This is a genomic window from Pseudomonas sp. HD57-3, from assembly GCF_056113135.1.
In genome coordinates, this window is the sequence record NZ_CM148568.1 from 5248636 (window position 1) to 5263601 (window position 14966).

Consider the following 14966-nt stretch of genomic DNA (forward strand, 5'->3'; position numbering starts at 1 on the left):
CGAAATGGATCAGGTCTTCCCGTGAGTCAATCACACTTCAATCACGTCTTCCTCGCCCAGCGCACTTCGCTGCTGCGGACCCTGGAACGGATGGTCAACAACCACAGCACCGCCGAAGACCTGTTGCAGGAAACCTACCTGCGCGTCACCCGGGCGCTGAGCGAACGGGCCATCGATCACCTTGAACCCTTTGTCTTCCAGACCGCGCGTAACCTGGCGCTGGACCATTTGCGTGCGCGCAAGATTCATTCGCGCACCATGGTCGACGACGTGCCGCAGGACGTGGTGCACAGCGTCGCCGCCCCCGCCAGCAGTGCCGAAGACGCCGCCCACGCCGAACAATTGCTGGAGCGCCTGAACGTGAGCCTCGGTGAACTCAGCCCCCGCCAACAGCAAATCTTCATCCTCAGCCGCCTGCACGGGCACAGCTATCAGGAAATCGCCGAAGAACTGAGCGTGTCCCTCAGCACGGTGCAGAAAGAACTCAAACTGATCATGACCATCTGCATCGGTGTCGCCGAGCGCCTGAACGGCGACTGATCTGTAGGCCTTTTCTGTAATCGACAGGATCGACTGCACTGATCATCGGGCTTTGTTACCCTTGCCCGACTTTTACGCTTCACTAAAAAAACAGCCGTGCACAGACACTGCCGAGGAAACACCGTGACGGACATCCACCGCTCCCCTTCGCCTTCATCGGCGCAGGACGCCGCAAGCGCAATGGACCAGGCTCTGGACTGGCTCATCGTGCTCGGCAGTCCGGACGAGGAGCAGACCCGGCAATTCCATGCCTGGCTGGCGGCCGATCCGTTGAATGCCGAGGCGTTCGCCAAGGCCCAGGCAATCTGGGACGGCCCGCAGATCGCCCAGTGCGCGCAGAACCTCGCGGCCAAACCGAAGAAAGTCACCGTCCTCACACGCCTGCGCCCGCACTGGAAACCGCTGGCCACCGCCGCGGTGCTGCTGCTCGGGCTGTTCAGTTTCAGCAACCTGCCGATGCGTCTGCAGGCCGATCACCTGACCGTGGTCGGCGAGCGTCAGCGCCTGCAACTTGAGGACGGTTCGAAAGTCCTGCTCAACACCAATTCCGCGTTCTCCAGCACGATCAACGATCAGCAGCGAGTCGCGCGGTTGTATCAGGGCGAAGCGTTTTTCGAGATCCCGGCCAGCCGCAGCCAGCCGCTGGAAATCGACGCCGGGCCGGTGAAAGCCAGCGTGCGCGACACCGCATTCGCCGTGCGTTATCTGGACGGCGTGGCGCAAGTGCGGGTGCAGCGCGGCGATGTCGATCTGCGTGCGACCCGTGACGATGCCCGCGTGCGTTTGTCTGCCGGGGAAAGCATCCGCATCGGCCCCAACGGTTTCGACCGCCCGGCCAAGGTCGACGCCGCCACAGATCTGGCGTGGGTGCAAGGTCGGCTGATCTTCGAGAACTGCCCGCTGAACCAGGTGCTGGCCGAACTGCGCCGCTACTATCCGGGCTTCATCATCAACACCAACGAACAGTTGGCAGACGTCGCCGTCACTGGCAATTACCGTCTCGACCAGCCGCTGGACGTGGTGCGTTCGCTCGCTCACATCACCTCGGCCAAGCTTCAGGAATTCCCGGCGCTGGTGATTCTGAACTAAATGAGAATTATTTTTACTCGATAGCCAAAGCTCGTTCGTCTCGTTATAGCCAATGCAATTGATTCGCATCTCGCGACATCAATCAGCACCTATAAAGATTCGTGCGACACGGAGCGCTATCGATGTCCTCTCGCCTTACCCGCCAGACTTCCTCCCCTTCCCGCGTGCTGTCGCTGCTGACAGCTGCCATCCTGATGGCCGGCACCGCGCCGCTGATGGCCGCCACCGAACAGCCGACGCGCAACATGGGCGACTACTCGTTCGCCATTGCCCAGCAGCCGCTGGTGTCGGCGCTCAACGCGTTCACCGCTGTCACCGGTTGGCAGGTCGGATTGCCGGCACAATTGGGTCAGGACGTGTCGTCGCCGGGCGTTCGCGGTTCGCTGCCACCGGAAAAAGCCCTGGAGCGTCTGTTGGTGGGGACCAACCTGAGCTTCCGCAAACTGAGCAACAACAACGTCGTGCTGGAAAAACGCGCCAGCAGCGGCGCGCTTAACCTTGATCAGGTGACCATCAGCGCCACCCGTCAGGAACAGTCGATCAACAGCGTGCCGGCCACCGTCACCGTGCAGACCCGTCAGGATCTGGACCGCAACAACGTCAACACCATCAAGGATCTGGTGCGCTACGAGCCGGGCGTTTCCGTCGGCGGCGCCGGCCAGCGCGGCGGGATCAGCGGCTACAACATTCGCGGCATCGACGGCGACCGGATTCTGACTCAGGTCGACGGCGTCGAAGTGCCGGACGGTTTCTTCAATGGCCCGTACGCCAAGACCCAGCGCAACTACGTTGACCCGGAAATCGTCAAACGCGTCGAAATTCTTCGTGGCCCGGCCTCGGTGCTGTACGGCAGCAACGCCATCGGCGGCGCTGTGAGCTACTACACCCTCGACCCGGACGACATCATCAAGCCCGGCAAAGACGTCGGCGCTCGCCTGAAAACCGGCTACAGCTCCGCCGACGAAAGCTGGCTGAAATCCGCCACCGTCGCCGGTCGCGCCGACCAGTTCGACGGTTTGTTGCACTACAGCCAGCGCGACGGTCATGAAACCGACTCCTACGGCAGCAACAACGGCACCGGTCTTGAGCGCACCGCCGCCAACCCGGAAGACGTGAAAGCCACCAACGTGCTGGCCAAGATCGGCTGGAACTACAACGAAGGTTCGCGCCTGGGCCTGACCTACGAAAAGTACAAGGATGATCGCGACACAGATCAGAAAAGTGCTTACGGCGGCCCGTACTTCAACGGTGCCCCGACGATCCCGGACAGCGTGCTGCCCGGCGGCATGTACCAGTGGCGTACCGGCAACGACACCATCACCCGCGAGCGTTTTGGCCTGGAGCACAGCTTCGAGCTCGACAGCCTGCTGGCGGATAACGTGAAGTGGAGCCTCAACCACCAGACCGCCAAGACCGACCAGAGCACCGACGAGTTCTATTACCCGATCACCCGTAAAGTGCTGCGCACCCGCGACACGATCTACGAAGAGAAACAGTGGGTCTTCGACGCGCAACTGGACAAGGCTTTCAGCATCGGCGCCACCGATCACGTGCTGACTTACGGCACCACCATCAAGCAGCAGAAAGTCACCGGCTCGCGCAGCGGCGACGGCAAGTGTCTGGCAATCGGTCGCGGCTGCACCGCCATCGGCGCCACCAGCGCGGCTGACGTGCTGAAAAAATCCAGCGACTTCCCGGACCCGACCATCAACACCTACAGCCTGTTCGCCCAGGATCAGATCAGCTGGAACAACTGGACCTTCCTGCCGGGCCTGCGCTACGACTACACCCAGCTCAAGCCGCACATCACCCAGGAATTCCTCAACACCGTGGCCGCCGACGGCAACGGCACGGTCAGCGACGAGAACAAGACCTGGCATAAAGTCTCGCCGAAATTCGGCCTGACCTACGCCCTGACCGAAAACTACACCTGGTACGGTCAGTACGCCGAAGGCTTCCGCACCCCGACCGCGAAAGCGCTGTACGGCCGCTTCGAGAACAGCACCACCGGCTACAACGTGGCGCCGAACCCGGACCTGGAACCGGAAAAAAGCAAAAGCTATGAAACCGGCCTGCGCGGCAACTTCGAGCAAGGCTCGTTCGACGTGGCGGTGTTCTATAACAAGTACCGCGACTTCATCAACGAAGATGCCGTCACCCCGGGCTACAGCGAGCTGACGTTCCAGTCCAGCAACATCAAGCACGCCACCATCAAGGGTGCCGAAGTCAAAGGTCGCCTGAATCTCGATTCCTTCGGCGCGCCGCAAGGCCTGTACACCCAGGGTTCGATCTCCTACGCCTACGGACGCAACAACGACAACGGCGAGCCGTTGAACAGCGTCAACCCGCTGACCGGCGTGTTCGGCCTCGGTTACGACCAAGATAACTACGGCGGCCTGCTGAGCTGGACCGTGGTCAAGAAGAAGGATCGCGTCGACGACAGCAACTTCAAGTCGCCGGACGGCGTCAGCAGCCAGTTCAAGTCGCCGGGCTTCGGCATTCTCGATCTGGCCGGTTATTACAAGGTCACCGACGACGTCACCGTCAGCGGCGGCATCTACAACCTGACCGACAAGAAATACTGGCTGTGGGATGACGTGCGCGGTTACGACAGCGTCGGCGAAGCGTCGGTGACACAACCAGCCAACCTCGATCGCCTGACCCAGCCGGGTCGCAATTTCGCGATCAATCTGGTCTGGGATATCTGATCCGGATGACCTCACGGCGCGCATGCCTTGCCGCGTCGTGAGGTTTTTTTACTGTCCGGCGCTTGCCCGTACGTCTCGTTATCAAGCGCCTCTTCTTTTCAAGGACATCTCATGAGCACCCCGGAAAAAGCCCTGCGTTCGCAACGCCTGAACCAGATCACCCACGAGCCGCACAGCAAGCTCGATGCACTGGTCAAGGCCCACGCGCCGTTCGAGACCCGCGCCAATTTCGCCCGCTTCGTGGTCGCGCAGTACCTGTTCCAGTCGGAACTGGTGTCGCTGTACAACGATGCCGAACTGACCGCCATCGTCCCTGACCTGCCGGCCCGCTGCCGCGCCGAAGCGGCCAGGGCCGACCTTGCCGACCTGGACACCGAAGTGCCTGCGCCAGTCGCCGGCGCGGTGAAGAATCCGAGCAAGGCCCGCGCCTTGGGCTGGATCTTCGTCTCTGAAGGTTCCAAGCTCGGTGCTGCGTTCCTGATCAAACGAGCCGTAGCGCTGGAGCTGAGCGAAACCTTCGGCGCCCGTCATCTAGGCGAGCCTGAAGGTGGTCGCGCTGAAGGCTGGAAGAGCTTTGTGCGTACCCTCGATTCGCTGCAATTCAGTGCTGAAGAGGAAGCCGAAGTGGAGCAAGGCGCGATCGATGCATTCAACCGCTTCACGGTGCTGCTGGAACAGGCTTACGCCACAGAAGCCGAACCGGCCTGAAGCTACACCGACTGCCCATTGTGGGAGCGAGCTTGCTCGCGAAGAGGCCGCCAGATTCAACATCATCGTTGACTGACGTACCGCTTTCGCGAGCAAGCTCGCTCCCACAGGGAACTGCACAAGTCTGTAAGATTGCCATTTCGCCTCACGCATTCCCCCCGAGCCCATGCCCCAACCCGCCTCCTCCCGACTCGCCCGCCTGCTGTTCGGTCTGCTCGCCTATGTCAGTCTCGGCATCGGTCTGATCGCCATCGTCGTGCCCGGCCTGCCGACCACCGAGTTCATCCTGCTCGCCGCCTGGGCCGCGACCCGCAGTTCGCCGCGCCTGAGTGCCTGGCTGGAAAACCATCGGCTGTTCGGCCCGATCCTGAGCAACTGGCGCAACGGCAAGATCATCGCCCGCAAGGCCAAGGTCAGCGCCACCGTCAGCATGCTGCTGTGTGCCACGCTGATGCTGGTGATGCTCGATCACGGCTGGCCGATTTATCTGGCGATTGCAGGGATGACGATGGGCAACCTGTGGATCTGGTCACGACCGGAAGCGTTGCCGAAGATTTCCTGATTTTTCCCTTGTTTTCAGGGCTTTTACCCGCGCAAACGTTTAGCCATGACCGTTCGTCGGCATGCCGCTCATGCGCCCTCGCCCCGCGCCGATGAGCATTGAATGGCGCTGAATGGATTTGGCGAACCGGGCACCTCCCCTGCCCCGCAGCCAACAGTTCATTCATTCGCGAGAACGTCCCATGTTCGACTCTCTGTCCATCCGCCTGAAAATCGTCCTGCTGTCCGGCCTGTGCCTGCTCGGCGTGGTTGCGCTGATCGTTGGCATCAACATCTACCAGACCAACCAGAACGACGAACTGGTCAGCCAGTCGAGCAGCAAGATGCTCACCGCCAGCGTGCAGGATCTGCTGCAGGCCAAGGCTGCCGAACAGGCCGTGCAGGTACAGAAAACCTTCGGCGAAAGCCTGTTGGTGATCACCGCGCTGGCCGACCAGATCAAGGACATGCGCGTCATGGCCGCCAAGCGTTCGCTGGACGCCGGCGCCCTGCGTGAAGAGTTGAACCTGAGCCTGAAAACCGCGTTCGAGCGCAACAGCAAGGTGCTCGGCATCTGGCTGGCCTTCGAACCCAACGGGCTGGACGGCAAGGACAGCGAGTTCGTCAACGACGCCGCCCGCCAGTCCAACGAAGCCGGGCGCTTCGCCACCTACTGGAGCCGCGCCGCCGGTTCTGCGCTGAACACGATCATGGTCGAAGAAGACATGACCAAGACCACCCTCAGCCTCAGCGGCACGCCCTATAACAGCTGGTACACCTGCCCTCGCGACAACAAGCGCACCTGCCTGCTCGACCCTTACGCCGACACCGTGGGCGGTAAGGAAATGCTCATGACCACCATTTCCGTGCCGCTACTGGTGGACGGCAAGGCCATCGGCGTGGTCGGCATCGACATCGCACTCGATGCGCTGCAAGCGGCGGCCGTGGGTTCCCAGCGCGAACTGTTCAACGGTGCCGGGCACATGCTGATTGTCTCCGGCAGCGGCGTGCTGGGTGCTTACAGCACCGACGCAACCAAGGTCGGCAAAGGCATCGCCGAAACCCTCGGCGCCGAAGGCAAGGACATCCTGCAACTGCTGAGCGCCGGCACGCCGAAGATTCTCGAACAGGGCGACCTGATCCGCGCCGTGTACCCGGTCGATCCAATCGGCAATTCCCGGGCCTGGGGCGTGGTCATCGACCTGCCGAAACAAGTGCTGCTGGCCGACTCGGTCAAGCTGCAAGCCGTTCTCGACGATGCGCAGGAAACCGGCACGATTACCGCCGTCGCCGTTGCAGTGATCGCCGGTCTGATCGGTCTGGTGCTGATCTGGCTCACCGCCTCCGGCGTGACTCGTCCGATCAACAGTGTTGCCGAGATGCTGAAGAACATCGCCAGCGGTGAAGGCGACCTCACCCAGCGCCTGAACTACACCAAGAAAGATGAACTGGGCGAACTGGTGAACTGGTTCAACCGCTTCCTCGACAAGCTGCAACCGACCATCGCCCAGATCAAACAGAGCATCACCGAGGCCCGTGGCACCGCCGATCAGTCGTCGGAAATCGCCCGCCAGACCAGCGAAGGCATGCAGGTGCAGTTCCGCGAGATCGATCAGGTGGCCACCGCCTCCAACGAAATGAGCGCCACCGCCCACGACGTCGCCAACAGCGCCTCGAATGCGGCCAACGCGGCGAAAGGTGCCGACCAGTCGGCCAAGGACGGGATGTCGATCATCGAGCGCAGCACCCGCGACATCAATCAACTGGCCGATGAAGTCAGCAAAGCGGTGACCGAAGTCGAAGAGCTGGCGGTCAACAGCGAGCAGATCGGCTCGGTGCTGGAAGTGATCCGCAGCATCGCCGAACAGACCAACCTGCTGGCGCTGAACGCCGCAATCGAAGCGGCCCGTGCCGGTGAAAGCGGCCGTGGTTTTGCGGTGGTGGCCGACGAAGTTCGTAACCTCGCCAAGCGCACGCAGGACTCGGTGGAAGAAATCCGCGTGGTCATCGAACGCATCCAGACCGGCACCCGTGGTGTGGTCGCGACCATGCATTCGAGCCAGACCCAGGCCCACAACAACGCCGGGCAGATCCGCCAGGCCGTGGACGCCCTCGGCAAGATCAGCGACGCGGTTACCGTGATCAGCGACATGAACCTGCAAATCGCCAGCGCCGCCGAACAGCAAAGCGCCGTCGCCGAAGAGGTCAACCGCAACGTCTCGGCGATCCGCACCGTCACCGAAACCCTGACCGAACAGGCCACCGAATCGGCGGCGATCAGCAGCCAGCTCAACGCCCTGGCCAGTCAGCAGATGAAATTGATGGATCAGTTCCGCGTCTAGAACATCACTGTCATCCCTTGTGGGAGCTTGCCTGCAAGCGATGGCGGTGGATCAGTCGATACATCTATCGGCAGACACTCCGCTATCGCTTGCAGGCAAGCTCCCACAGGGATTTGTGTTGACTAGGGAGATTAGGTTTTTCATCTAACTCGATATTCTTTTGCACTATGATCAGGCCCTCTTCCGGAGGGCCTTCGATGACTGATCTGCTCACGTCCATTCAAGCCGCGCTCGGCTTGTCCCACACGCCGATTCCGTTCACCGCCGAGGGCGCCCTGCCTTCGGCGTTTGCCGTCACCGACCTTGCCTGCGCGAGCATCGCCGCTGCCGGGCAAGCCGTCGCCGAACTCCTTCAGCAGCAAACCGGCGACTTGCCCACTGTAGAAGTCGACCGCCGCCTCGCCTCGTTCTGGTTCGCCACGTCGTTGCGACCGATCGGCTGGGAAGTGCCGCCACTGTGGGATCCGGTGGCCGGCGACTACGCGACCAAAGACGGATGGATTCGCCTGCACACCAACGCCCCGCATCATCGAGTCGCCGCTGAAAGCGTGCTCGGCGCCTGTGCCGACCGTGCGGCGATGGCGGCGAAAGTCGCGCAATGGGCCAGTGCCGATCTGGAGCAAGCGGTGGTCGAGGCCAAGGGTTGTGCGGCTGAAATGCGCAGTTGGGAACAATGGCAGAAACATCCCCAAGGCTTGGCGGTGAATGCCGAACCCTTGGTGCATTTCAGTGATGGAAAAGAAGAAAGCCATCAACCCTGGCAAGGCACAGTGGCGCAACCATTGGCCGGGCTCAAGGTGCTCGACCTGACTCGCGTACTGGCCGGCCCGACCGCCAGCCGCTTCCTCGCGGGGCTCGGCGCCAATGTGCTGCGCATCGACCCGCCGACCTGGAACGAACCCGGCGTGGTGCCGGAGGTGACCCTCGGCAAACGTTGTGCGCGACTGAATCTGCATGCGCCGGCAGATCGCGCAGTGTTCGAAAGTCTGCTCAAGGATGCCGACATTCTGCTGCACGGCTATCGCGCCGACGCCCTTGAACATCTCGGCTTCGGCGTCGAACGTCGCCGGGAATTGGCGCCGGGGCTGATCGACGTCTGCCTCAATGCCTACGGCTGGAGCGGCCCGTGGCAGAACCGTCGGGGCTTCGACAGTCTGGTGCAGATGAGCAGCGGGATTGCCGAGGCCGGGCAGTGCTGGAAGCAGGCGGACAAACCGACACCGCTACCGGTACAGGCGCTGGATCATGCGACGGGGTATCTGATGGCGGCGAGTGTGATCCGGTTGCTGGCTGAACGGTTACGCAGTGGTCGAGGTGGATCGGCGCGGTTGTCGCTGGCGCGGACGGCGAAGTTGTTGATTGAGCATGGGGCTGGGACGGATGAAACGTTGCGTCCGGAAAATCCACAGGATCAAAGCTCGCTGGTGGAGCAGACACCTTGGGGGCCGGCGCATCGGCTACAAGCGCCGCTTCGCATCGCAGGAACGCCGTTGCAGTGGGCATTGCCGGCGACCGAGTTGGGCTCACATCCAGCACAATGGTTTTGAAGGCGTGCGGATATCAATCCGCACGACTCAAAGACGCCCACAACACCTGCGCCGCATACCCCCGAAACGGCCGCCAGGCCTCTGCCCGAACAGACAACTCCCGCGCCGTCATCCGCTCCCCCTCCAGCACCTCCAGCGCCCGCAGCAATCCCACATCGCCAGTCGGAAACCCGTCCATATCCCGCAACTGCCGCAGGGCAATGTACTGCGCCGTCCAGTCGCCAATCCCGTGCAGCGCCAGCAAGCGCGCCGTCCCGGATGCAAACAGCAACGGATCCTCCAGCGACGCCTGCGCCACCCCGGACAAGGTGCGCCCGCGACTTTTCGGCATGCCCAGCGCGGCCAGATCAGCGTTCGCCAAAACCTTTGCCTGAGGAAAAACGTGAGTCAGGCCAGGCACCGCAGAACGCAAAGGCTCGCCATACTGCGACACCAGCTTCCCCGCCAGCCGAATCGCCGCGACCACGGTGATCTGCTGCCCCAACACCGCGCGAAACGCCAGTTCAAGTCCATCCCACGCCCCCGGCACTCGCAACCCCGGACGCTCGGCGATCAGCCGCGCCAGCAGCGGATCCGCCGCCAGATGCCGTTGCATGGTCGGCAGATCCGCATCCAGATCAAACATCCGTCGCAAGCGCACAACAATCTCGGGAACCGCCGACGGATCCGGGAAATCCAGTTCCACCTCCAGCGCATCAGCGTCACCGGGCCAGACCGAAACCGTACCGTGAAGCCCGTTCAACCCGATGCTGCGCGAATACACGCCATCGACCACCGTCTCCATCCCTGTCACCGCCCGGGCCGCGAGAAACCCGAGCATCGCCGGCCAATCACAGGATCCCTGACAGTCGAGCCGTAACCTCACAACGACAGCACACCGCTATACAACCCGTAAGCCGCGAGCCCGGCCCCGGCGATCACGCAAGTGAAAATCCCCTTCTCGAGCGTGGTGAACAGCGGCTCGCCCTGCTCATGCTTGGCCTTGGCGAACAGGATCACCCCCGGCGCATACAGCAGCGCCGACAGCAGCAGGTATTTCACCCCGCCGGCGTACAGCAACCACACCGCGTAACACAGCGCGATACCGCCGATCAGCAGATCCTTGGTACGTTCGGCGGAGGCATGTTCATAGGTTTCACCCCGCCCGCTGAGCAACACCGCATAGGCTGCCGACCACAGATACGGCACCAGAATCATCGACGAGGCGAGGTAAATCAGACTGGTATAAGTGCCAGCGGAAAACAGCGTGATCAGCAGAAAAATCTGGATCATCACGTTGGTCAGCCACAACGCGTTGACCGGCACATGGTTGGCGTTTTCCTTTTTCAGGAACGCCGGCATCGTATTGTCCTTGGCGGTGGCGAACAGAATCTCCGCGCACAACAGCGCCCACGACAACAACGCACCGAGCAACGAAATGGCCAGGCCCACGCTGATCAGCAGCGCGCCCCATGGCCCGACAATGTGTTCCAGCACGGCGGCCAGCGACGGGTTCTGCAAGGTCGCCAGTTCCGGCTGGCTCATGATGCCCAGCGACAACACATTGACCAGCACCAACAGCGCTAGCACACCGATAAAACCGATCACCGTGGCGCGGCCCACATCCGAGCGCTTCTCCGCCCGCGCCGAGTAAACGCTGGCGCCTTCGATGCCGATGAACACGAACACGGTGACCAGCATCATGTTGCGCACCTGATCCATCACGCCGCCGAAATTAGGGTTGCTGCGGCCCCAGATATCCCGGGTAAACACGTCAGCCTTGAAGGCCACGGCGGCGATGACCACGAACATGATCAGCGGAATGATCTTGGCCACGGTAGTCAACTGATTGATCAGCGCCGCCTCCTTGATCCCGCGCATCACCAGAAAGTGCACAGCCCACAGCAACACCGAAGCGCAGCCGATAGCAATCGGCGTATTGCCCTGACCGAACACCGGAAAGAAGTAACCGAGGGTGCTGAACAGCAACACGAAATACCCGACGTTGCCCAGCCAGGCGCTGATCCAGTAACCCCACGCGGAAGAAAAGCCCATGTAGTCGCCAAACCCGGCCTTGGCGTAGGCATACACGCCGGAGTCCAGTTCCGGTTTGCGGTTGGCCAGGGTCTGGAACACGAAGGCCAGGGTGAGCATGCCGATCGCCGTGATGCCCCAGCCGATCAGGATGGCGCCGGCATCGGCGCGGGCCGCCATGTTCTGCGGCAGGGAAAAAATCCCCCCGCCGATCATCGAACCCACCACCAGGGCGATCAGTGCGCCAAGGCGCAGCTTTTGCGTCGGTTGCGACATTCCAGCGTCTCCAAGTTCCAGAGCGGCGAATGCCGCGAAACCGTTATGCAACCGGCTTTTAACTAAATGGATAAAGCGTAATGACGTTTATTGAATAACGCCAACTTGCGCCCTTTATATATAGCCATTGGCGCTAACGCCGTAGCACGCTCAGACAGTTTTGTGCGCGAATCCTAATAAATCAATTCTGTACTGAAAACAGCGGTGAAAAATTTGCCAAAACCTGAAAAGGAACTAGCGTGATAACTCGAAAGTAATAGGATCCATTCTTAACCACTTTTTACAAAACGCCTCTAGGACGGGCCTTCCAGACAATAGCTTTATGCCTCCAGACGTTTCATAAGTCATTCATTAACAATGGAATGTGACTATGCACTGATCTAAGTCAGCTGTTTGAAAAGCCAACAGAACTACGCTGTGAACTCTTCTCTCCTGCAATGGAGTCATGCAATGTCTGAAGCTCCCGGAAAACTACGACTAGGTGCACTGGTTGCATTGGTAGTCGGCTCAATGATCGGTGGCGGGATATTCTCTTTGCCACAAAACATGGCCGCCAGTGCCGACGTCGGCGCGGTACTGATTGGCTGGGCCATCACCGCTGTCGGCATGCTCACCCTCGCTTTCGTCTTTCAAACCCTCGCCAATCGCAAGCCTGACCTGGACGGCGGTGTCTACGCCTACGCCAAGGCCGGTTTCGGCGATTACATGGGTTTCTCCTCGGCCTGGGGTTACTGGATCAGTGCCTGGCTGGGCAACGTCGGTTACTTCGTTCTGCTGTTCAGCACCCTCGGGTATTTCTTTCCGGTTTTTGGGGAAGGCAACACCGTTGCAGCCGTGATCGGCGCCTCTGTCCTGTTGTGGGGCGTGCACTTTTTGGTGCTGCGCGGGATCAAGGAAGCGGCGTTCATCAACCTCGTGACCACCGTCGCCAAGGTCGTGCCGTTGCTGCTGTTCGTGCTGATCGCGGTCTTCGCCTTCAAACTGGACATCTTCACCGCCGACATCTGGGGCGTGAAAAACCCGGACCTGGGCAGTGTGATGAACCAGGTGCGCAACATGATGCTGGTCACCGTGTGGGTGTTCATCGGCATCGAAGGCGCGAGCATCTTCTCGGCCCGGGCGGAAAAACGTTCGGACGTCGGCAAGGCGACCGTGATCGGTTTCATCACCGTGCTGCTGTTCCTCGTGCTGGTGAACGTGCTGTCGCTGGGCATCATGACTCAGCCGGAGCTGGCCAAACTGCAGAACCCGTCGATGGCCGCCGTGCTGGAGCACGTGGTCGGTCACTGGGGCGCGGTGCTGATCAGCGTCGGTCTGATCATCTCGCTGCTGGGGGCGTTGCTGTCTTGGGTGCTGCTGTGTGCGGAGATCATGTTCGCCGCCGCCAAGGACCACACCATGCCGGAGTTCCTGCGCAAGGAGAACGCCAACCACGTGCCGGTCAACGCCCTGTGGCTGACCAACGCGATGGTGCAGCTGTTCCTGATCATCACTCTGTTCTCGGCCAGCACTTACCTGTCGCTGATCTACCTCGCCACTTCGATGATTCTGGTGCCGTACCTGTGGTCGGCGGCCTACGCCCTGCTCCTGGCGGTGCGCGGCGAAAGCTACGAAGGCTTCGCGGCCGAACGGCGCAAGGACCTGATCATCGGCGGTATCGCCCTGATCTACGCGGTGTGGCTGCTCTACGCCGGTGGCGTGAAGTACCTGCTGCTCTCGGCCCTGCTCTATGCCCCCGGCGCGATTCTGTTCGCCAAGGCCAAGCTCGAACTCAAACAACCGGTTTTCACCAACGTCGAGAAGCTGATTTTCGCCGCAGTGGTCGTGGGCGCCCTGGTGGCAGCCTACGGACTGTATGACGGCTTCCTGACTCTGTAATTGCCCAACGTTTTCACTCTGGAGGATCACTGAAATGACCACGGAAAAAGCTAAGTACGGCGTCCATTCCGAAGCCGGCAAACTGCGCAAAGTCATGGTTTGCTCCCCAGGTCTGGCCCATCAGCGGCTGACCCCGAACAACTGCGATGAACTGCTGTTCGACGACGTGCTGTGGGTCGCCCAGGCCAAGCGCGACCACTTCGACTTCGTGACCAAGATGCGTGAGCGCGGGATCGACGTGCTGGAAATGCACAACCTGCTGACCGACATCGTCGCCATCCCTGAAGCGCTGGACTGGATCCTTGAGCGCAAGGTCACCGCCGATTCGGTGGGCCTGGGCCTGATCAACGAAGTCAAATCCTGGCTGAAAAGCCTGGAGCCGCGACACATCGCCGAATTCCTGATCGGCGGCGTGTCCGCCGATGACCTGCCGGACAGCTTCGGTGGCAAGACCATCCAGATGTTCCGCGACTTCCTCGGCCACTCCAGCTTCATCCTGCCGCCGCTGCCGAACACCCAGTTCACCCGCGACACCACCTGCTGGATCTACGGTGGCGTGACGCTGAACCCGATGTACTGGCCGGCGCGTCGTCAGGAAACCCTGCTGGCCACCGCCATCTACAAATTCCATCCGCAATTCACCAACGCCGATTTCGAGATCTGGTACGGCGACCCGGACAAGGATCACGGCAGCTCGACCCTCGAAGGCGGCGACGTCATGCCGATCGGCAACGGCGTGGTGCTGATCGGTATGGGCGAGCGTTCATCCCGTCAGGCCATCGGCCAACTGGCGCTGAACCTGTTCAAGAACAAGGCCGTGGAAAAAGTCATCGTCGCCGGCCTGCCGAAGTCCCGCGCGGCGATGCACCTGGACACCGTGTTCAGCTTCTGCGACCGCGACCTCGTCACGATCTTCCCGGAAGTGGTCAACCAGATCGTCGCCTTCACCCTGCGCCCTGACGAAAGCAAACAGGGCGGCATCGACATCCGTCGCGAAGAAGGCACGTTCCTCGACGTCGTGGCCAAAGCCCTCAACCTGCCGAAACTGCGCGTCGTCGAAACCGGCGGCAACAGCTTCGCCGCCGAACGCGAGCAATGGGATGACGGCAACAACGTGGTGGCCGTGGAGCCGGGCGTGGTCATCGGCTACGACCGCAACACCTATACCAACACCCTGCTGCGCAAGGCGGGGGTGGAGGTCATCACCATCAGCGCCGGCGAACTGGGCCGTGGCCGTGGTGGCGGCCACTGCATGACCTGCCCGATCGTGCGCGACCCAATCGACTACTAAACGACCATCTCCCCGGCCGCACTGACCCTGTCGC

11 protein-coding genes and 1 pseudogene are annotated in these 14966 nt (G+C 61.4%); 10 read left to right on the plus strand and 2 right to left on the minus strand.

The annotated features are described in order from the left end of the window. Positions 1-21 precede the first annotated feature (21 nt). The 8 genes and pseudogenes from AC0R79_RS23780 to AC0R79_RS23815 all read left to right on the plus strand — a co-directional run bounded on the left by AC0R79_RS23780 (position 22) and on the right by AC0R79_RS23815 (position 9474). Positions 22-540, plus strand: coding sequence for an RNA polymerase sigma factor (locus AC0R79_RS23780; protein ID WP_007951175.1), 519 nt, complete (start codon positions 22-24; stop codon positions 538-540). A gap of 123 nt (positions 541-663) precedes the next feature. Beyond that, positions 664-1629, plus strand: a complete 966-nt coding sequence (locus tag AC0R79_RS23785) for a FecR family protein (RefSeq protein WP_085606584.1) — start codon at positions 664-666, stop codon at positions 1627-1629. A gap of 122 nt (positions 1630-1751) precedes the next feature. After that, a complete protein-coding gene (locus tag AC0R79_RS23790; protein WP_474731835.1) occupies positions 1752-4337 on the plus strand; it encodes a TonB-dependent receptor in 2586 nt (861 codons plus the stop codon). A gap of 111 nt (positions 4338-4448) precedes the next feature. Then, positions 4449-5045, plus strand: a complete 597-nt coding sequence (locus tag AC0R79_RS23795; protein WP_474731837.1) for a biliverdin-producing heme oxygenase — start codon at positions 4449-4451, stop codon at positions 5043-5045. 166 nt (positions 5046-5211) lie between these two features. Next, positions 5212-5607 (plus strand): YbaN family protein, encoded by a 396-nt coding sequence (locus AC0R79_RS23800; protein ID WP_085606588.1) that lies wholly within the window; start codon positions 5212-5214, stop codon positions 5605-5607. A gap of 454 nt (positions 5608-6061) precedes the next feature. Further along, a pseudogene (locus AC0R79_RS23805) lies at positions 6062-7069 on the plus strand (methyl-accepting chemotaxis protein); the annotation flags it as partial. Positions 7070-7171: 102 nt separating this feature from the next. After that, the gene (locus AC0R79_RS23810) at positions 7172-7927 is read left to right on the plus strand and encodes a methyl-accepting chemotaxis protein (protein ID WP_371320921.1); all 756 of its coding nucleotides are present in this window, start codon (positions 7172-7174) and stop codon (positions 7925-7927) included. Between the two features lie 197 nt (positions 7928-8124). Beyond that, positions 8125-9474 (plus strand): CoA transferase, encoded by a 1350-nt coding sequence (locus tag AC0R79_RS23815; RefSeq protein ID WP_474731839.1) that lies wholly within the window; start codon positions 8125-8127, stop codon positions 9472-9474. A 13-nt stretch (positions 9475-9487) separates the two neighbouring features. Here AC0R79_RS23815 and AC0R79_RS23820 read toward each other — a convergent pair whose 3' ends face one another. Continuing rightward, positions 9488-10339, minus strand: a complete 852-nt coding sequence (locus tag AC0R79_RS23820) for a DNA-3-methyladenine glycosylase family protein (RefSeq protein ID WP_474731842.1) — start codon at positions 10337-10339, stop codon at positions 9488-9490. Further along, positions 10336-11763, minus strand: a complete 1428-nt coding sequence (arcD, locus tag AC0R79_RS23825) for an arginine-ornithine antiporter (RefSeq protein ID WP_007951183.1) — start codon at positions 11761-11763, stop codon at positions 10336-10338. Before arcD (AC0R79_RS23825) ends, AC0R79_RS23820 begins: the two co-directional genes overlap by 4 nt. Before the next feature lie 450 nt (positions 11764-12213). On the opposite strand from arcD (AC0R79_RS23825), the gene arcD (AC0R79_RS23830) reads away from it, so the two are divergent. Both arcD (AC0R79_RS23830) and arcA read left to right on the plus strand, forming a co-directional pair. Then, positions 12214-13641, plus strand: coding sequence for an arginine-ornithine antiporter (gene arcD, locus AC0R79_RS23830; protein ID WP_007951184.1), 1428 nt, complete (start codon positions 12214-12216; stop codon positions 13639-13641). 34 nt (positions 13642-13675) lie between these two features. Beyond that, positions 13676-14932, plus strand: a complete 1257-nt coding sequence (arcA, locus tag AC0R79_RS23835) for an arginine deiminase (protein WP_221533958.1) — start codon at positions 13676-13678, stop codon at positions 14930-14932. Positions 14933-14966: the final 34 nt, after the last annotated feature.

What these genes read in the sequence shown, in the direction of transcription:
- AC0R79_RS23815 (WP_474731839.1), top strand. Translation starts at nt 8,125, where the DNA reads ATGACTGATCTGCTCACGTCCATTCAAGCCGCGCTCGGCTTGTCCCAC.
- AC0R79_RS23800 (WP_085606588.1), top strand. Translation starts at nt 5,212, where the DNA reads ATGCCCCAACCCGCCTCCTCCCGACTCGCCCGCCTGCTGTTCGGTCTG.
- arcD (WP_007951183.1), bottom strand. Translation starts at nt 11,763, where the DNA reads ATGTCGCAACCGACGCAAAAGCTGCGCCTTGGCGCACTGATCGCCCTG.
- arcA (WP_221533958.1), top strand. Translation starts at nt 13,676, where the DNA reads ATGACCACGGAAAAAGCTAAGTACGGCGTCCATTCCGAAGCCGGCAAA.
- AC0R79_RS23810 (WP_371320921.1), top strand. Translation starts at nt 7,172, where the DNA reads ATGCAGGTGCAGTTCCGCGAGATCGATCAGGTGGCCACCGCCTCCAAC.
- AC0R79_RS23790 (WP_474731835.1), top strand. Translation starts at nt 1,752, where the DNA reads ATGTCCTCTCGCCTTACCCGCCAGACTTCCTCCCCTTCCCGCGTGCTG.
- AC0R79_RS23795 (WP_474731837.1), top strand. Translation starts at nt 4,449, where the DNA reads ATGAGCACCCCGGAAAAAGCCCTGCGTTCGCAACGCCTGAACCAGATC.
- arcD (WP_007951184.1), top strand. Translation starts at nt 12,214, where the DNA reads ATGTCTGAAGCTCCCGGAAAACTACGACTAGGTGCACTGGTTGCATTG.